Origin of the sequence: Haloterrigena gelatinilytica, assembly GCF_013342145.1 — an archaeon.
Lineage (GTDB): Archaea > Halobacteriota > Halobacteria > Halobacteriales > Natrialbaceae > Haloterrigena > Haloterrigena gelatinilytica.
Window position 1 is genome coordinate 1,521,601 of record NZ_JABUQZ010000001.1, and the last position, 17,402, is coordinate 1,539,002.

At 66.3% G+C, this 17,402-nt stretch carries 16 protein-coding genes; 8 read left to right on the forward strand and 8 right to left on the reverse strand.

What is annotated here, in order from left to right; all coding sequences use genetic code 11:
* Positions 1-3: 3 nt before the first annotated feature.
* The 5 genes from HTZ84_RS07705 to HTZ84_RS07725 form a co-directional block, all read right to left on the reverse strand.
* Positions 4-489: an Rpp14/Pop5 family protein gene (locus HTZ84_RS07705; RefSeq protein WP_174680137.1), complete on the reverse strand. Its 486-nt coding sequence runs from the start codon at positions 487-489 to the stop codon at positions 4-6.
* Positions 486-1,169, reverse strand: coding sequence for a class I SAM-dependent methyltransferase (locus tag HTZ84_RS07710; protein ID WP_174680138.1), 684 nt, complete (start codon positions 1,167-1,169; stop codon positions 486-488). The genes HTZ84_RS07705 and HTZ84_RS07710 overlap by 4 nt, the downstream gene beginning before the upstream one ends.
* A complete protein-coding gene (locus tag HTZ84_RS07715) occupies positions 1,153-1,857 on the reverse strand; it encodes an RNase P subunit p30 family protein (RefSeq protein WP_174680139.1) in 705 nt (234 codons plus the stop codon). The genes HTZ84_RS07710 and HTZ84_RS07715 overlap by 17 nt, the downstream gene beginning before the upstream one ends.
* 298 nt (positions 1,858-2,155) lie before the next feature.
* On the reverse strand, positions 2,156-2,974 hold the full coding sequence (gene tbsP / locus HTZ84_RS07720; RefSeq protein ID WP_174680140.1) for a transcriptional regulator TbsP: 819 nt from the start codon (positions 2,972-2,974) through the stop codon (positions 2,156-2,158).
* 444 nt (positions 2,975-3,418) lie between these two features.
* Complete coding sequence (locus HTZ84_RS07725) at positions 3,419-5,539, reverse strand: hypothetical protein (protein WP_174680141.1); 2,121 nt, start codon at positions 5,537-5,539, stop codon at positions 3,419-3,421.
* Between the two features lie 203 nt (positions 5,540-5,742).
* Here HTZ84_RS07725 and glyA point away from each other — a divergent pair, with 203 nt between their 5' ends.
* The 5 genes from glyA to HTZ84_RS07750 all read left to right on the forward strand — a co-directional run bounded on the left by glyA (position 5,743) and on the right by HTZ84_RS07750 (position 11,285).
* A complete protein-coding gene (glyA, locus tag HTZ84_RS07730) occupies positions 5,743-6,990 on the forward strand; it encodes a serine hydroxymethyltransferase (RefSeq protein ID WP_174680142.1) in 1,248 nt (415 codons plus the stop codon).
* A 224-nt stretch (positions 6,991-7,214) separates the two neighbouring features.
* Complete coding sequence (locus HTZ84_RS07735; protein ID WP_174680143.1) at positions 7,215-7,448, forward strand: hypothetical protein; 234 nt, start codon at positions 7,215-7,217, stop codon at positions 7,446-7,448.
* 145 nt (positions 7,449-7,593) lie between these two features.
* Complete coding sequence (locus HTZ84_RS07740; protein WP_174680144.1) at positions 7,594-8,502, forward strand: hypothetical protein; 909 nt, start codon at positions 7,594-7,596, stop codon at positions 8,500-8,502.
* Positions 8,503-8,667: 165 nt separating this feature from the next.
* Entirely contained in the window at positions 8,668-9,993 is a 1,326-nt protein-coding gene (locus HTZ84_RS07745) for a serine hydrolase domain-containing protein (RefSeq protein WP_254611721.1), read from the forward strand.
* A 398-nt stretch (positions 9,994-10,391) separates the two neighbouring features.
* Positions 10,392-11,285: a bifunctional methylenetetrahydrofolate dehydrogenase/methenyltetrahydrofolate cyclohydrolase gene (locus tag HTZ84_RS07750; RefSeq protein ID WP_174680146.1), complete on the forward strand. Its 894-nt coding sequence runs from the start codon at positions 10,392-10,394 to the stop codon at positions 11,283-11,285.
* A gap of 157 nt (positions 11,286-11,442) precedes the next feature.
* On the opposite strand, the gene HTZ84_RS07755 is transcribed toward HTZ84_RS07750, so the two are convergent.
* The 3 genes from HTZ84_RS07755 to HTZ84_RS07765 form a co-directional block, all read right to left on the reverse strand.
* Entirely contained in the window at positions 11,443-11,796 is a 354-nt protein-coding gene (locus tag HTZ84_RS07755; RefSeq protein WP_174680147.1) for a PqqD family protein, read from the reverse strand.
* Positions 11,793-13,766, reverse strand: coding sequence for an OPT family oligopeptide transporter (locus HTZ84_RS07760; protein WP_174680148.1), 1,974 nt, complete (start codon positions 13,764-13,766; stop codon positions 11,793-11,795). The genes HTZ84_RS07755 and HTZ84_RS07760 overlap by 4 nt, the downstream gene beginning before the upstream one ends.
* A 239-nt stretch (positions 13,767-14,005) precedes the next feature.
* The gene (locus tag HTZ84_RS07765) at positions 14,006-14,773 is read right to left on the reverse strand and encodes a DUF7117 family protein (protein WP_174680149.1); all 768 of its coding nucleotides are present in this window, start codon (positions 14,771-14,773) and stop codon (positions 14,006-14,008) included.
* Between the two features lie 349 nt (positions 14,774-15,122).
* On the opposite strand from HTZ84_RS07765, the gene HTZ84_RS07770 reads away from it, so the two are divergent.
* From HTZ84_RS07770 to HTZ84_RS07780, 3 genes are all read left to right on the forward strand, one after another.
* Positions 15,123-15,899 (forward strand): putative sodium/potassium/calcium exchanger, encoded by a 777-nt coding sequence (locus HTZ84_RS07770; protein ID WP_174680150.1) that lies wholly within the window; start codon positions 15,123-15,125, stop codon positions 15,897-15,899.
* A gap of 432 nt (positions 15,900-16,331) precedes the next feature.
* Positions 16,332-16,478 (forward strand): hypothetical protein, encoded by a 147-nt coding sequence (locus HTZ84_RS07775; protein WP_008895435.1) that lies wholly within the window; start codon positions 16,332-16,334, stop codon positions 16,476-16,478.
* Positions 16,479-16,929: 451 nt separating this feature from the next.
* Positions 16,930-17,205: a PadR family transcriptional regulator gene (locus tag HTZ84_RS07780; RefSeq protein WP_008895436.1), complete on the forward strand. Its 276-nt coding sequence runs from the start codon at positions 16,930-16,932 to the stop codon at positions 17,203-17,205.
* The last annotated feature ends 197 nt before the right edge of the window (positions 17,206-17,402 follow it).

A 17,402-nucleotide genomic window follows, 5' to 3' on the forward strand; every position in this document is an offset into this window, starting at 1 on the left:
GTATCACGCTAAATCGTAATCGAGGTCTGTCGCACCCGCGAACGCCTCATCGAGTCGCACGTCTGCAACGCATTCCCGCAGGACGGCGACTCGCTCCTCGTTCCCGAACACGACGTTTCTCTCCTCGGAATCTTGCCCGCGGCGTCCTAAATACTTTTCTTCAGCGGCACGGATCGTGCCACTGATACCGCAGACTCGCAGGCCGACCGCAGCGCCGTCGATCTCGTCGATACAGGCCAGGGCAGCGCGGGCCGGTTCGGTCTCGCCGCGGCGGACGCGGACGATCGCCTCGCCGGTTTCGCCGGCGAATTCGAACCTGACGACGGTCATATCGGCGTGGGCGCTGCCCGGATCTCCCAGCAGGTTCTGGGCCGCGTACCAGCACTCGCGTTGAAACGCTCGGCGATCGATCCCGGCGTCGGGCCAGCTCTCGAGCTCGACGGCGAGATACCGCCACCGCGGCTGGAGGTGTTTCGGGAGGTGTTTCATGCGTCCGCGGCGGGGTCGTCGCCGGGATCGCCGACCTCGCCCTCGGCGTCGGCGTCGGCGTCGGCGTCAGCGGCGGTCGGCGACCGCTCGGCGACCAGCACGCCGACCTGGTCGTGGACGCGTTCGACGGCGGTCAGCGAGAAGCCGGCGTCGGTGAAGGCGTCGGCGAGCGCGCCGACCGTCGCGGGGTCGTCGACCTCGGGCGAGTAGAACGGCGCGTCGGAATCCGGCTCGCCGAAGAACATCACGTCCCCGAGGACGAACTTGCGCGGCTCGAGGGCGGCGATGACGTCGATCGCCTCGCGCTTCTCGTCGTCCGAGAGGTGGTGCATGGCGAAGTTCGAGGTGACGACGTCGACCGGGCCGTCGTACTCGGGCTCCCGGAAGGTGCCGTAATCGAACTCGAGGTTCTCGAGGCCTTCCTCGTCGGCTTTCCGCTCGGCTTCCTCCATCATCCCCTCGCTGATGTCGCGGCCGACCACGCGGTCGGCGTCGGGGGCGAGCGCGAGCGCGATGGCGCCGGTCCCCGTTCCGAGGTCGAGGACGACGTCGTCCTCGCCGGGGGCGGCGTGTTCGACGACCAGGTTCGCACAGGCGCGGTACTCGTCGGAGTTCGATTCGTCGTATTCGCCGGCCTTCTCGTCGAATCGGGCGGCGTGGTCCTCAAGGCTCTTCTTCATACCTCCCTCGTTCGACCCCGGGCTCAATGAACGACTCGGACTGGATCCGACGGTTGCGCTCGGCGAGCCGTCCCCACTCCGCTAACCCTCGCTCGACGAACGCCGTCGAGAGGCCGATCTCCTCGCCGAGCGCCGTCAGTTCGCGGGGGGCGCGCAACTCGAGGTGCGAGCGCGGGTTCGCGCTGACCACGTAGGGGGCGTCGTAGTGGCCGACGATCTCCTCGAGCTTGCGCAGCGACTGGAGGACTCTGACGCGACGTCCGCCGCTGGTCCGGAGCACCCCCGAGAGGTCGAACTCGAGGCGGACGCCGTTCTCGACCGCCGCCTTCACCAGCACGTGGTTCACGTCGCCGTTGTCGGCCATCGGGTGGGCCAGCACGTCGACCTTCTCGCTCTCGACGGCGAACCGGTTCACGGCGTTCGTTCCGCCGTGGACGCCGACGATCGTCTCGGTCGTCCGGTAGTTCCCGACGGAGCCGCCGGCCGCCTGCGGGTCGTCGGCGCGGATCTCGAGGCCCTCCACGACGTCGATCCCGTACGCCTCGCGGATCGCCTCGGCGTCGTACTCCGCGCGCGAATCGTGGTGGTTGCGCACGACCACGCCCTCGAAGCCGTAGTCGGCCGCCGTCTTGGCGAACCGGGCGACCGTGCTCTCTCCGTCTGGGCGGGCGTGGACGGCCTCGTACATACTCGAGTCGTCTCGCGGCGGCGACTTGGGGTTTGCGTCATGCGACGGTACTCAGCGTCGAGTCGCTCGCAAAATCACGTGGCCGGGAACGCGTCTCGAGCAACTGCGAGAGACGTGTGACCCGGGGGAAGGCAGGCCATTACCCGATACGACCGCGAGCGACCGAAGGGAGCGAGCGGGCCGACGACTGATGTGAGTGAGGACTGGAGAGACGAACGAACGGAAGGAGGAGTGCTTTTCATCGAAGTTTTGCCGAGTGGGGTCGCTGCGCGACCCCACGCAGAGCAAAAGTTCGGTTCTAGTTCAGGATGGACTGCGCGACCGTCGCGAGCTGCCCGTTATCCGCTTCCTGGAGTCGGTCGTCGCCGATCTTCAGGCGAAGGCGCGGACGGCCGACGTCGATCGGGACCTTCTCGGTGTCGATCAGGCCCATATCCTCGAGCTTGGTCTTCGTGCGGCTGAACGTGGCCTTACTAGCGATGCCGACGTCCTCGCCCCACTTGCTGATGTCGTACAGTAGGGCCTCGTTCTTGGCCGCGACGAGCAGCGAGATCGTCACTTCGTCGAGGCCGTCGCCGTCGCCGCGGGCGGTCTCGAGCGAGTTGAGGATCGACGTGAAGTCCTCCTCGGCCTCGGGGCTGATCTCCTCGGAGAGGGTCTCGCGAACGGCCGTGATCGGCGGCGTCCGGAGGTTGAATTCGGCGGCGTCGTCCCAGCGGGCCGCGTAGGTGTCGTAGGTGTCTTCGACGAAGCTCTCGTCGTCCGTGACGAGGCCGCCGACGCGGTCGCCGGCGTGGACGATGGCGATCACTCGGTCCTCGGTGACCAAAAGCGAGTTCTCGGGCGCCTCCTCGAGCGTGCGGAGCGCGAGGGCGTCCTCGCTGATGAGGTCCGCGGCGTTCGAGGCGACGATGAAGTCGTCCATGACGTCTTTCAGCGTTCGTTCGTCGGCGAGCATGTGGACGGACGGCAGGTCGCCGTCGAACGCGGTCGCGACCGAAACGAACTCTTCGATGGCGTCCCCCGACGGGTTGACCATGTAGACGTCCCCGGTCGCCTCCTCGAGTACGGAGTCGAGGATATCGTCAATCTGGTGGTTGAGTAAATTCGAGGTCATGTCTATACAGAAGTAAACGTACGGATATTACTTAATTTTGGTGGCCGAATCCACACCAGAACATCGTGTGCGACGGCGACGCCGGTAATTTTTGTCCGCGCTTTCGTCAGTTCACCGACGAGATGGTGCCGAATCGATATCTTGTCGGAAATCTGTCTAGAGCCGCGAGACCGTTCGACTGCACCGTCGTTAGCCACTCGTAAACAGTTGCGGAATTGACGATAGATATATAGTAACGATCTGTTATTGTTAGGTCATATGGGTGTTAGCTGCGAGCGGTTGTGGTCGGTTGCGCGTGAGCTCCTCTATCAGGCACACACGGCCGAGAGAGCGGATCGACCGGCGATGCGAGCCAAGCGCGTCAGCACGTACGGCGGCCCTTGACCGCCTCCCACGACTGCAGTCGTGGATTCCTCCGCTTGGCTGTCGGACTCTCTGTGGGAATCACTCGACGAACCGCGACGCCAACTCCGTCGACCAGTAGACGTCGCCGTTGAAGATCACCGACGCTTCCGTTTCTTGGAGTAGCGTGGCCAGTTCCGACTTCGTCACGGTGAAATTCGACTGCGTGCCACAGAGGTAGGCGAACTCGTTGTCCTCGACGTGCGGGAAGTAGTACGAGCCCGTGACCCGCGTCGAGTAACAGTCGAACGTGACCAGGTACTCGGCGCGCTCGTCCTCGAGTTTCTCGAGCGTGAGCGTGGTCGGGACGCGGTGTTCGCCCTGGGTCAGCGAGTGCGTGCCGTCGCCGACGACGGCGTAGTCTTTCCCCATCATGATGCGCCTGCGCGCGAGCCCCATCGCGCGTTCGATGCTGAACCCGTGGACGAGGAGTTTGGCGAACGTCGAGCCGACTTTGACGGCGTGGTCGTTGAGGACCTTCGAGAAGGTGACCGCGCCGGCGACGCTCCCCCGCTCGATGAGCCCCATCCCCTCGTAGTAGGAGCCGCAGGCGTTGAGGAAGAACGTCTGGGTGTTACAGCGACCGAGAGACGAGGTCGAGAGGTAGCCGTCGGGACAGCGCAGGCCGTCGGTTTCGCAGTGGCCGATGTAGTGGACGAAGTCGTGGTCGTCCTCGAAGACGCGCGCGAGTTCGGCCGTCGAGAGCGATTCGTCGACGGTCACCTCCATCGAGAGCTCCTCGGATCGCTGGCGGTAGATCTCGGCGACGTCGTCGTGTTCGCCGGCCATCTCGGGATCGTTCAGGACGACGGCGATCGACGTCGAGTCGGTCGCGCGCTCGAGGTAGTCCAGTCGGTTGTGATAGGCCTCGGGGGTCGTCTTGAAGACGTCGATCGGGACGCCGTCGGCGAGCCAGCCGTGGACCCGCCCGTTGTGGAGTTCGGGTTTGACGATGTCGACCGACGCGACCTTCCCGGCACTCGCCCGGCTGCGGCCGTCGCGGCCGTCGGTTCCGTCGCGGGAACCGCCGCCGCGGTAGAAGTCCTCCAGCGAGCGCTCGACGAGTTCCTTCCCCTCGAGTTCGGAGGTCCGGGGCATGTGGATCAGGCTCATCCGGTCGAGCAGAAAGGGGAGCGACTCGACGCTGTCGTAGTCGGGGCGGACGTACGTCGAGAGGTGCCAGTCGGGGAGGCGGTGTTCGATGGCGGCGTCGGGCACCTCGAGGTAGGTCGCGAGTCGGCGCTGTGGGCCGGCCTCGTAGAGTTCCTCGGCGTCGAGACCGAGGACCTCGAGCATGCTCTGCTCGGCCAGGTTCGTCCCGTAGGGGCCGGCGTTGCGGACGAGGCAGTCGAAGAAGAAGACCTTCCGGAGCAGTCGATCGACGTCGCGCTCGAGACCGGGCATCGGCGACAGCCGCTTCTCGACGGCGAACTCCGGGACGCGAAGCGTCGCGTGGTTCGGCCCGGTCGCGGGACGCTCGCGGGGTTGAATCGTCGCCTGCAGGTAGTAGGCCAGCGGCGCGGCGACGAACAGCGACTCGTAGTCGGCCGGGACGATCAGTTCGATCCCCGACGGCGAGAAGTCCTCCCGGATGCAGTCCGGAATCTCGAGGCCGTCGCCGCACTCGAGCAGCGACGGGTGGCCCCTGAGGGTCGGATAGGTGCGATCCGGACCGTCGGTCTTGTGGGAGGTGGCGAGATGCGTGAGTCCGGCGGCGACCCCCTCGGGCGTGTCGGGAACGGTGATGGTTCCCGCGGGGAGTTCGTGGCGACTCCGGAAGCCGACGATCACGCGCACGCGATCGGGAAATCTGACGACGGTCTCCTCGTAGCCGCCGGTCTTCTCGATCGTCGCCGTCCCGGAAAACCGGAGGTACGTCTTGATCTCCGTGTCGATGTCGACGACGTACTCGCCCGGGGACAGCGAGAGCGGCGCCCCGTCGGGATCGAGCTCGTGTTGCTCGTCCGAGCCGAGCGAAAACGCGTAGGCGACCGCGTGGGGGAATCGGAGTTCGTCCGTCGTCACGACGACCGTCTCGTCGACGGGCCGTGGGATGTCGGGTCCGGTTCCGCCGACGACGAGGTCGCTACCGCGGACCGACAGTTCGGCGTTGTCGGCGTCAGTCACGCGGAGCGCCCCGTCGTCTACCGCCCACTCTATCATTCGGTACGCTGAATGTTCCCCGAGAAAGTTAGTTGTATCGGGAGTCAAAGTTTTGATAATTCAGGAGAGGTGCCGGGAGCGACCGTCGTTTGGCCGATTTCCGGCGGTGGGGTCCGAGCGAATCGACGCGTCGGGATCGCCTTCGGCGGTGAGATTCGCCGAAGACGGGTACACTTATACAGTCGCCAGCCGGCACATCGGACATGGAGCACGAGCACGTACGGGACGTCGATCCCGCCGTCGCCGATGCACTCGAGGGAGAGGTCGACCGCCAACGAGAGACGCTGCAGATGATCGCCAGCGAGAACCACGTCAGTCAGGCGGTCATCGACGCGCAGGGCAGCGCCCTGACGAACAAGTACGCCGAGGGGTACCCCGGCTCGCGCTACTACGGCGGCTGCGAGTACGCCGACGAGGTCGAACAGCTGGCCATCGACCGCGCGACCGAGCTGTTCGGCGCCGAGCACGTCAACGTCCAGCCCCACTCGGGCACGCAGGCCAACCAGGCCGTCTACTTCGCGATGCTCGAGCCCGGCGACAAGATCCTCTCGCTGGATCTCAACCACGGCGGGCACCTGAGCCACGGCCACCCGGCGAACTTCGTCGGGCAGCTCTACGAGGTCGAACAGTACGAGGTCGACGCCGAGACGGGCTACCTCGACTACGAGGGGCTGGCCGAACACGCCGAGGAGTTCGAGCCGGACATCATCGTCTCCGGCTACTCCGCGTACCCGCGCGAAATCGAGTGGGAGCGCATCCAGGAGGCCGCCGACAGCGTCGGCGCGCTCCACCTCGCGGACATCGCCCACATCACCGGCCTCGTCGCCGCCGGCGTCCACCCCTCGCCGGTCGGCACCGCCGACTTCGTTACCGGCTCGACCCACAAGACGATCCGCTCGGGTCGGGGCGGCATCGTCATGTGCGACGAGGAGTACGCCGACGACATCGACTCGGCGGTCTTCCCCGGCGGACAGGGCGGCCCGCTCATGCACAACATCGCGGGCAAGGCGGTCGGCTTCAAGGAAGCCCTCGAGCCCGAGTTCGAGGAGTACGCCGAGCAGACCGTCGCCAACGCGAAGGCCCTCGGCGAGAGCCTCGCGGAGAACGGCTTCTCGCTGGTTTCGGAGGGCACGGACAACCACCTCGTCCTCGTCGACCTCCGCGAGAGCCACCCCGACACCTCCGGCGGCGACGCCGAGGAGGCCTTAGAGGAGGCCGGCATCGTCCTCAACGGAAACACGGTCCCCGGCGAGACGCGCTCGCCGTTCGATCCCTCGGGCATCCGCGCGGGCACCCCCGCGCTGACCACCCGCGGCTTCGACGAGGAGGACTGCCGCAAGGTGGGTGACCTGATCACCCGCGTCGTCGACGCTCCCGAGGACGAGGCCGTCATCGAGGCGGTCCGCGAGGAAGTCGCGACGCTGTGTGACGCGAACCCGCTGTACGAGTAGTCGATAACCGCGCCGTCTCGACCGGTTCGAATCCGTCGCGACCGGTCGTCGCCGACGCGGCTGCAATCGGTGCTGTTTTCGGTTTCGGTGGTGCCCGAACTGGCAAGCAACACCGTCATCCGTGCTACGTGGTGCCGTCCGACACGGACACGGGCCCGGTAGCGAGCGACGAGTCCGCAGTCGAAACCGGACCGTTTCGCGACCCGCTCCGCGACACACCACCTATGAGCGACGAATCGAGGTTCGACGCGAACGCGGACCGCGAACCGCTCGACGAACAGACCATCACCGAAGACGAGCCGCCACCGGCGGTCGAATTCGTCGCCGATGACGGATCGACGGACGAGGACGAAGTGAGCGACGAGGACTCGCGACAGGCTCGAGAGCGCCGCGAAGGGACCGGCGAGTCTCTCGAATCGGACGAAGGCGAGGATGTGGACGAGGACGAGTCGGAGTAGGACCGATCGCCGGTAGCTCGCGTCCGCTACCGACAGTTCGGGCTCGAGGCGCTGACGATCGGTCACGACGCCGCGACCGCTCGATTCCCGCTCCCTGTCATTCGCCGGCACGCGGCTTTTCCACCGGCTGGACGTACCGCCGTCAATGGCTACGAATCCGATCGGAACCGTTCTCGACGACGATCGACTGCTCGAGCTTCGCGAGACCGCGACGACGGCGGCCTCGGAACTGGCCCTCGAGTTGACGCCGGTCGCCGATTTCATGGGCGCCGAGCCGGGCGACCACGTCGACTGGGGCGTCGACGAGTACGAGGGCGAACCCATGCTCGTGCTCAGCGGGATTCCGGAGCCCCAAACCGGCGACGCGCCGTACCCGCGCCAGCTCCGCGAGGAGGACGGCGAGATCGTCGCGCCCGTCCCCGATCCGCTGGTGCGCGCCGCCCCGCCGGAGGGGCTGGGACTGGACCTCGAGTCCTACGACGCCGATCGGCCGCTGCTGTTCGACGCGATGACGGCCGCCGAGACGATCGGCCTCGTTCCGGTCCGGTTCGACGACGGCGACCCGTACCGTCCCGAGCCGCTGCCGGGGACGCCGGACGACAGCGACCCCGTCGCCGAGGAGACCATCGCCCGCGAGCGCGACGGCGATCCGACCCCGCGACCCGAGACGATGGACGCGCCGATCGACGCGCTCGTGCTCGACGAGGTCATGGCCGAGGCACCCACCGACGTTCCCGAAGCCGACGTCGTCGGAATCCTCGAGGGGATCGAAACCTACGATATCGTCGGCTCGGGCGATCACGTCGCCGGCAAACCGCCCCTCACGGTCGACGACCGAGCGGTGTGCCTGCTCGAGGACGGGGCGTGGACCGACCGAATCGCGCCGGCGCTCGAGTCGAACGCCGTCGACGTCGACGCGGACGCGCTCGAGGCCGCGCGGGAGTGCCACGAGCGACAGGCGCTCCGGCTGACCGACGCCGCGGACGCGGACGAGTACGGCGACCTCGAGACGACCTACCAGCCCGTGGTCGTCGACGGCGATACCGGGACCTGAACAGTCACGGAAACTGAAACGGCTGGCCTGTTGCTGACGGGTTTAAATGCCGGTATCCAGCTACAGGACACTTCTCGTGACTATATTGTATTCTGAATTGATTATGAATGGATTCATATACGTCGGATCCTATGGTTTCGCGTGATGCCATCACAGAGGACTTCGATGGATCGACGACGTGTGCTTGCGACGCTCGGTACGGTGGGGGCGACGCTTGCTACCGGTGCGTCGACGAGCGCAGCAGCACAGGGAGGGAACGATCGATCCGAACGGGGACGGGGGAACTGGAAGGACGACGGTGACGACACGGAGTCGGCGGTTCTGAAGACGGGCACCGATCGCATCACGGCGACCTTCGATCGGCAGCTCGAACAGGAGCTCCATCACGGCGCCCAGCTGGCGATCTACCACGACGGGGAGTTCGTGGTCGATACGGCCGGCGGTCTCTCCGATCCGGAGGGGGGCGAAACGACCACGGAAACGCGACACGTTCTGTTTTCGTGTACGAAACCGTACGCCGCGGCCTGCGTCCATCTGCTCGCCCAGCGAGGGGAACTCGATTACGACGACCGCGTCGTCGAGCACTGGCCCGACTACGCCGAGGAGGGAACGCGGAAAGCGAAGACGACGATCCGTCACGTGCTCTCGCACCAGGCGGGCGTTCCGGCCGTCGAAATCGACGGCCAGGCTCACCTGTGGAGCGATCCGGACGCGATCGCCGAGGGAATGGAGGCGGCCGAACCGGTCTACGAGCCGGGGACGGAGCCGAACTACCACACGCTCAGCTTCGGCTGGCTGGTCGGCGAGATCGTGCGGAAGGTCTCCGGTCGACGGATCGACCGGTTCGCGCGGGACGAGATCTTCGAGCCCCTCGGAATGGACAACACCAGCATCGGGCTCCCCGAAGGCGAGGAGGTCGACGTCGCCACGCTGGTCGGCTTCGAACCCTACGATCAGATCACGTCGGCCAGTTCGGGCGTCCAGTCGGGAACGAACCAGGACACCGCCGATAGTTTCAACAGCGACTTCGTCCAGCAGCAGGCGATCATCCCGGCGGCGAACGGGATCGGGACGGCGAGCGACATGCTCCGGTTCTACGCCTGCCTGTTGAACGGCGGAAAACTCGAGGGCACGCGCCTGTTCACCCCGGAGACGATCGACGAGTGGACCTCGCTGCAGGCCGAAACCGCCGACGACATGAGCCGGGACGTCTCCGGCCGGTTCGCGATGGGCTTTTTCCTCGGCGGCGTCGTCCAGAGCAACCTCGGCGTCACCGCGCCGCCGACGGCGTTCGGTCACGCCGGCCTCGGCAGCAGCGTCGGCTGGGCCGACCCCGAAAACGACATCGCGTTCGCGTACGTCACGAACGGCATTCGAGAACGCACCGAACAGGACTTCCGCGTCGGCACGATGGCCGACACCGTCCGGCACGAACTCGACAGCCGGTCGTCCCACCCGGGTCGCGGTCGCGCCTGGGGCCGCTGGTGGTAAGCGGCGATACCGAACGTCGGTACCGAGCGCGACGGTCGGACACCGCGCCGACGCTCGGAACGCGAGACGCTGCCGATCGTCGGCCTCGCCGCCGACTATTCCGTCGCCGTGAAGACGGAGCGAGCGAGAACTACCTCGATACTCGAGGCTGACGGTCGCTACCGAAACGGACCGTCTCGGTTACCTCTGATTACGCACGGACGGGCGGTACCGATCCGATAGCGATCTGCGGATCCGAACTGGTGCAGATCCGAGAGCGGCGGCGCCGTTCGCGACTCGCGACCGCCGCCAGACGCCGCCATCACCTATCCACGTTCGTGGTCATCAGAGCGGCTCTCGGTACCTGTTCTGCGCACGAATCCGAGGGTTGATTAGCCTCGCGGTCGCCCACTCGAGTAATGACCGAGATCATCGACGGCGACGCCGTCGCGAGTCAGATTCGAGACGACCTGACCGACGCGATCGAGACGCTCGCCGACGCGGGCGCGCGTCCGGGGCTGGCGACCGTGCTGATGGGCGACGACCCCGCGAGCCAGACCTACGTCAACATGAAGCAACGCGACTGCGAGGAGGTCGGCATCGAGAGCTACCACGTCGACGTCGACGGCGACGCCTCGCCCGAGACGCTGTACGACGAGATCGCCGACCTCAACGGCAACGACGACGTCCACGGCTACATCGTGCAGGCCCCGGTTCCCGATCACGTCGACTACCGCGAGGTCATCCGCCGGGTCGACCCCGCGAAGGACGTCGACGGCTTCCACCCCGAGAACGTCGGCCGGCTGGTCGCCGGCGACGCCCGCTTCCGTCCCTGCACCCCCCACGGCGTCCAGAAGTTGCTCGAGTCCGCCGACGTCGACACCGAAGGCAAGGACGTAACGATCGTCGGCCGCTCGGACATCGTCGGCAAGCCGCTGGCCAACCTGCTGATCCAGAAGGCCGACGACGGCAACGCGACGGTGACCCTCTGTCACTCCCGGACCGAGGATCTCGCCGAGAAGACTCGCAGCGCCGACGTCGTCGTCGCCGCCGCCGGCGCGCCGGAACTCGTCGACGGCTCGATGATCGGCGAGGGCGCGGTCGTGATCGACGTCGGCGTCAATCGCGTGGACGCGGACAACGAGAAGGGGTACGAACTGGTCGGCGACGTCGAGTTCGAGAGCGCGAAGGAGCAGGCGAGCGCGATCACGCCCGTCCCGGGCGGCGTCGGCCCGATGACGCGAGCGATGTTACTCTATAACACGGTCAAGGCCGCGAGCCTGCAGGAAGACGTCGACGTCGACCTGCCCTGACCGGACGCTGCGATCGAACGCCGGATCGGTTTCTCGAGGCGTCGGAGAGTCGGTATCGAACTTCTACCCGCGAATCCCGACTCTCGAGTGTCCGATTCGGCCGCGGGCGATCCGCGCTCGGCGCTGCCCGACGGCTTTCGAACGCGCTCCTCTCCGACTACGCTTCCTCGTCGAACCGAATCAGCCCGCGCTCCTCGAGTTGCATGAGGAAGTGCGCGAGCGTCTCGTCCACGGGAGCGACGCGTTCGTCGGCGTGGGAGTCCGCGACGACCGACGCGATCTCGGCGACGGTGTGGTCGCCGTCGCAGCGGCGCCAGACCGTCGTCCCGACGGGATCCAGCGTGAGTTCCCGCTCCCGACTCGTTCCGAAGAGATCGAACAGGAACCGGTCGAGCCGGTTGCGCGGCGTCTTCGTCCAGTAGACGGTGACTCGTGGCTCACCGTCGACGACCGTCGCTTCCCAGTCGTCGGCGGTCCGGATCGGGACGGCGCTCGGCCCGTGCGAACTCATCGGTCCGCCGCGTCGGGCGCGTTCCGGAGCACGCTGGCCACGAAGAGTCCGACGAGCGCGACGACGGCGACGACGCCGAGGATCGTCTGCGTCTGGCCGCCGAGTCCGAGCGGGAACGGCGCGCCCTCGGCGTTCCCGGTCCCGGTGATGTAGAGCGCGCCGATGACGATCCCCATGATCGCCTCGCCGGTGATGAGTCCGGCCGCGACGATCCGGCCCCTCGAGGTCGTGTGCTCGGCGAGCGATCCGTCCTCGTCGTCTCGTCGCGAGACGTAGCGGTCGATGCCGGCCCGCAACAGGCCGCCGAGGAAGATCGGCGTGGCGAGCGTGATCGGCAGGTAGATCCCGACCGCGAAGGGCAGGACGGGGACGTCCATGAGGATCAGGACGAACGCGAAGACGGCGCCGATGAGGATCATCCCCCACTGGGCGGTGCCCGTGAGGACGCCCTCGGAGATCAGCGCCATCATCCCGGCCTGTGGCGCGGGGATGGTCTCGCTCCCGATGCCGTAGGCCTGGTGGAAGAAGTACAGCACCCAGCCGGCGAACAGCGCCGAGATGGCGATCCCGATCACCTGCGCGATCTGCTGGTTTCGCGGGGTTGCGCCGAGCAGGTAGCCGGTCTTCAAGTCCTGGGAGGTGTCGCCCGCGACCGCCGCGGCGATGGCCACGACCGAGGCCGTCACCAGCACCACGACGGGATCGGTGACGCCGGTCGATCGCAGCGCCAGCGCGGCGATCAGGATCGTCGCCACGGCCATCCCGGAGACGGGGTTCGACGAGCTGCCGACGACCCCGACCAGGTACGCCGAGACGGCGACGAAGAGGAACGCGGCGATCACGGCGATGAACCCGCCCAGCAGGCCGACCTGGACCTGCGGGACCGCGACCAGCGCGAGCGCGATCAGGACGGCGCCGACCACGACGACCTTCATCGGGAGATCCCGCTGCGTGCGCTTCCGGTCCCCGGTCGCGGCCGCACCGGAGCCGCGAATCTCCGCGACTGCGGTTCCCAGCGCGTCGGCGATCGTGCCCCGCATCGAGAGGACGGCGTAGAACCCGCCGACGATCATCGCGCCCGCGCCGACGTAGCGGATGTACTCGTCCCAGACCGCCTCGGCTTGGGTCATCAGCGCCGCGTCGGCCGCCGACTCGGGGACGAACCCGCCCGTGATGAGCAGCGGGATCAGCATCATCCAGGCGATCAGCCCGCCGCCGAACACGTAGCCGGCGATTCGGGGGCCGATGATGTAGCCGACGCCGATCAGGGCGGGCGTGAAGTCGCCACCGATGGCGAATCCGTCGGTCTCACCGGCCGAGAACGCCGTCTGGATCGTCGTCCGGAAGGCGGCCATCCCGCTGGCCAGCCACATGTAGACGAAGCTCACGAGGAAGCCGAAGGAGATGAGTTTCACGCCCTCGTCGCCGCGCGAGCCCGCCTCGAGCACGTCGGCACAGGCCGTCCCCTCCGGATAGGGAAGCTCCTCGTGTTTGTCGACGATGAGGTAGCGGCGCATCGGGATCATAAACAGGACCCCGAGCAGGCCGCCCAGAATCGCCACGACCGCGGTGTTGACGATGTCGATCGGTTGATCGAGGAAAGTTACGCCCGCGATCGTGAAGATGACGCCCGCCGCGAGCGCCTCGCCCGCGGAGGTCATCGTCTGGACGATGTTGTTCTCGAGGATCGTCCCGCCGATCCCGGCCTGCCGGAGCCCGTAGAAGAGGCCCATGCTGATGACCGCCGCCGGAATGGAGGCGCTGATCGTCATGCCCGAGCGCATCCCGAGATACATGTTCGCGGTCAGCATCACCACGTTGAGCGTGAGGCCCATCGCGACCGCCTTGATCGTGAGTTCGGCCACGCTCTTCCCCGCGGGGACGTACGGGGACGGCCCGCGTTCCGCCCGTTCGTGCGCTGTGCGACTCTCGCTCGTGTCCGGTTTCTCTTCGGATGGTCCGTGCGCCATAGTGTGCGTGTGTGCAGGACCCCCGCGAGCGGTCGCTCGCGTCGGCCGCTGCAGGCTCGCGCGAGAACCCGTTCCGTCGCGCGAGCCGAGCCGATCGAGGGCGGTCCGTGCGTTCGTCGGAACCTTCTCGATCGACGGTATAAGAGCGGCAAGATTTACACCGGGATGATAAGATAATTAACTGATCGGCACCCGGCGTTCGCGAGGCCGGTGCTTCCGGACCCGTCGCGGTCACCGACTCAGTCCCCGAACCGATCGCCCGAACCGTCGGTTCCGAACTCGAGGTCCTCGAGGCGGTCCTGCGCGCGGGTAAACGCGAGCTCGTCGCCGCGGAGGCCGTTCGCCAGGTCGCGGGCGGCCTCGATCAGTCGATCGGCGGTCCGGGGATCGACGTCGCCGTCGAGCATCCGGATGCGGGTGACGTGTTCGCCGAGCGTCTCGAGGGCGCCGCGCTCGGCGGTCGTCAGGTCGCGATCCTCGGCCCAGGTGCGGATGTCCCGGCGGTAGTCGCGGACGGCGTTCGCGGCGGCGAGACCGCGCGCGCTCCGGAGGCCGGGCGGGACTTCCTCAGCGGGCGGTCGCTGGCCGTCGTCGGATCGCGGGCCGCCGCCGTCGGCGTCCCGGAGCAAGGAGAGGAAGTAGAGTTCTTCGCGCTCCTCGAGGTCGATCTCCCGGCGGACGATATCGGCGACGTGGAGGAGTTCGTTCGCGGCCAGGTAGTCGTCGTCGAGCTCCCGGAGCGTGCCCGCGTTGACGAAGCCGCGCCGCCGAACGTACTCCCGACACTCCTCGCGGGCCCGCTCGGCGAGGTCGCCGACGGGCTGGTCGTCGATGGCGTTGCGGATCGCCGTGAGGTCGAACGTGACCTGGAGATCGGTGTGTTCGGTCCGGTCGTCGACGCCGACGCTGTGGAGGCTCCCGCAGGCCGGACAGCCGACGCTGCCGGTCTCGTAGTACGACCACCGCGTCCCGCACTCCTTGCACTCGCGCTCGCCCCTGATCTTCATGGACGGTCCTACGCGCGGACGACCCAAAATCACACCGGAGTCGACCGAACGCCGCGGGGACGGCCGCCCGTTTCAGACGCGACGGTGGCGACGGGGACTCTCTCCAACCGATCGGGCTCGTTCTTCCGGGGTACCGAAACCGACGCGATAGAGAAACGTTCGTGATCGGTTCGATCGCTGACGTGAGCGGCCCGAATTCCTGACAGTTCCGCCGTCTACCGTCGGATTTACCGATCGAACGGTACGAAACCGATGACGATCACGAACGGCTAGTCGACGTTCAATAGGTGATTAACGGGCGGCAGTTGCAGGCCACACTGCAACCACATGGAACGTCCTTTCCAGGAATATGTCCGATTCAGAACTCAATCGACGCAAGTTCGTCGCCGCAACTGGTACCGCAGGCGCGCTCGTACTCGCTGGCTGCGCTGACAGCGGACCCGGCGGCGAAGACAACGAAACCGAAAACGGCGAAGAGACGAACGACACCGGAACCGGAAACGGAAACGAGACCGAAGGGTCGGAAGACGAGACGTATTCCCTGACGGTCACCGTCGAGGACGATCAGGAGGAACCCGTCGAGGGCGCGACCGTCACGCTCGAGCAGGCCGGAAGCGGGATGCTCGGCGGCGACGGCGGCGAGAACGAGTCGGACAACGAGTCCGACGACGGCATGCTGGGCGGCAACGGCGAAGAAAACGACTCCGACAACGAGTCGGAAGTCGGCTCGTTCATCCAGGAGGACAACGAGTCCGAGAACGAGTCCGACGACGGCATGCTGGGCGGTAACGGCGAGGAAAACGAGTCGGAGAACGAATCCGGCAACGAGACCGAGGACGGCGGACTCGGCGCCAGCGAGGAGGAGTGGCCGCGAGAAGAGGAGACCGACGAGAACGGCGAAGTCGAGTTCGACGAACTTGAGGACGGCGAGTACACCGTCACCGCCGAGCACGAGGGCGAGGAAGCCGAGGACGACGTCGAGATCGACGGCGGCGACGAGGAGGTCACGCTAACTCTCGGCGAGGACGGCAGCTCGGGTAACGAGTCGGACAACGAGTCCGACGACGGCATGCTGGGCGGCAACGGCGAGGAAAACGAGTCCGATAACGAATCGGACGACAGCTAACGCCGATCGATCGGCTCCGAACGATCGACAGCGCGCAGCGGTAGTCGACAGGAATCTGGCGGTCGATCGTCGGCCGCCGTGTCCCATCGCTTTTTCAGGCGCTCGTCGGGGAGCGACAGCGACGGAGTCGGAGTTGGCCGTCTCCGTCCGCCACCCGGCGATCGGAATCGCCCGCGAACGGTTCGTGAACTGTTGTCACTCTCAAATCGCGTCCTTATCGCCGAAAGCGTCGGCGTCGATCGGTAGCCGCCGTCCCAATCCCCAGTTACCTCCGGTCCGTCGATAGCGCGATCTCGAGCTGCCGGGCGGAGCCGAACGGACGGCCGACGCCGTCCCGATAGCGCCACCCCGTCGGCCCGTCTCCACCGCCGGACGACGGAGCGAATCCCGTCCGGCGACCGTTTTTTCCGTTTTCCGGCCCTAGTGGCGAGCATGCGCGACGAAGAAGAAATCCGCGAGCAGTACGAGTTCCTCACCGAACACCTCGAGAGCGAAGACATGCGCCACGAGGGCGTCAGGCAGATGTTCACCCACTACAAGCGCGCCATCGGCTGGGTGCTCGAGGAGGAGCACATCTGAGCCGCGGAACGTATCAAACGCCGATCCGGTGTCGTTACTTTTAAGTATTCTCGGCGAAAGCGTTCAGATGACGCTTCGCTTGGAGGGCCGAAGCGTCAGCGGGGACCAATTCAGGGCGGCAAGCGATCGCGTGACACTTTTCCCGTCACGCGATCTGCTTTCCTGTTTCGAACTCACATCTCACAGCGACCGCGTTCTCGTTCAATTGAATCTCACTGTTACTCGAAGCCGCCTTTCTCGCGCTCCGATATCATTAAAATACCGAAACAATACGCATGGTGTGTAAACATGAACTGCACGTTACGTGAATTAGCGCGAGAACCCATCATAGCCGTTATCTATTCGGAATCGCACGCAAACGACGCGGTCAATCGGTAATATCGCTGTTTCGATCGAAACAACCCGATAGCCTTATTAAAATTCGACAGTAAGTGCAACTGGTACTTTCCCAATGTACGACCTGACAGGATTCCAGCGAGATCTGCTGTACGTCATCGCCGGCGAGGAGGAGCCCCACGGGCTAGCGATCAAGGAGGAACTCGAGAACTACTACGAGAAGGAGATCCACCACGGTCGACTCTACCCGAACCTCGACACCCTCGTCGACAAGGGCCTCGTCGAGAAGGGGCGGCGCGACCGCCGGACGAACTTCTACACCCTGACCCGGCGCGGTCGCCGCGAACTCGAGGCCCGTCGCGAGTGGGAGGGACAGTACGTCGACCTGTAACGACGGGCCACTCGCCCCGTAGCACGTAGCACGTAGCGCGTCGCTCGATCGCGCCCGATCGCTTCGCTCGCGGGTTTGCGGTTCGGCGTCGAGGATCGTCTCGTCACCTGCTTTCCTCGAGTTTCGCGGCGCTTTTCCGCGTTTCCGTCAGTCGCTCGAGGCGACGGTCTCCCTGCGAGCCGGCGCGCCGTTTATGG

Excerpts from the sequence above, each read along its gene's own strand:
- HTZ84_RS07740 (WP_174680144.1), top strand. The coding sequence starts at position 7,594 with ATGGCTACGAATCCGATCGGAACCGTTCTCGACGACGATCGACTGCTC.
- glyA (WP_174680142.1), top strand. The coding sequence starts at position 5,743 with ATGGAGCACGAGCACGTACGGGACGTCGATCCCGCCGTCGCCGATGCA.
- HTZ84_RS07755 (WP_174680147.1), bottom strand. The coding sequence starts at position 11,796 with ATGAGTTCGCACGGGCCGAGCGCCGTCCCGATCCGGACCGCCGACGAC.
- HTZ84_RS07735 (WP_174680143.1), top strand. The coding sequence starts at position 7,215 with ATGAGCGACGAATCGAGGTTCGACGCGAACGCGGACCGCGAACCGCTC.
- HTZ84_RS07770 (WP_174680150.1), top strand. The coding sequence starts at position 15,123 with ATGTCCGATTCAGAACTCAATCGACGCAAGTTCGTCGCCGCAACTGGT.
- HTZ84_RS07780 (WP_008895436.1), top strand. The coding sequence starts at position 16,930 with ATGTACGACCTGACAGGATTCCAGCGAGATCTGCTGTACGTCATCGCC.
- HTZ84_RS07760 (WP_174680148.1), bottom strand. The coding sequence starts at position 13,766 with ATGGCGCACGGACCATCCGAAGAGAAACCGGACACGAGCGAGAGTCGC.
- HTZ84_RS07715 (WP_174680139.1), bottom strand. The coding sequence starts at position 1,857 with ATGTACGAGGCCGTCCACGCCCGCCCAGACGGAGAGAGCACGGTCGCC.
- HTZ84_RS07725 (WP_174680141.1), bottom strand. The coding sequence starts at position 5,539 with ATGATAGAGTGGGCGGTAGACGACGGGGCGCTCCGCGTGACTGACGCC.
- HTZ84_RS07710 (WP_174680138.1), bottom strand. The coding sequence starts at position 1,169 with ATGAAGAAGAGCCTTGAGGACCACGCCGCCCGATTCGACGAGAAGGCC.
- HTZ84_RS07705 (WP_174680137.1), bottom strand. The coding sequence starts at position 489 with ATGAAACACCTCCCGAAACACCTCCAGCCGCGGTGGCGGTATCTCGCC.
- HTZ84_RS07745 (WP_254611721.1), top strand. The coding sequence starts at position 8,668 with ATGGATCGACGACGTGTGCTTGCGACGCTCGGTACGGTGGGGGCGACG.
- HTZ84_RS07765 (WP_174680149.1), bottom strand. The coding sequence starts at position 14,773 with ATGAAGATCAGGGGCGAGCGCGAGTGCAAGGAGTGCGGGACGCGGTGG.
- HTZ84_RS07775 (WP_008895435.1), top strand. The coding sequence starts at position 16,332 with ATGCGCGACGAAGAAGAAATCCGCGAGCAGTACGAGTTCCTCACCGAA.
- tbsP (WP_174680140.1), bottom strand. The coding sequence starts at position 2,974 with ATGACCTCGAATTTACTCAACCACCAGATTGACGATATCCTCGACTCC.
- HTZ84_RS07750 (WP_174680146.1), top strand. The coding sequence starts at position 10,392 with ATGACCGAGATCATCGACGGCGACGCCGTCGCGAGTCAGATTCGAGAC.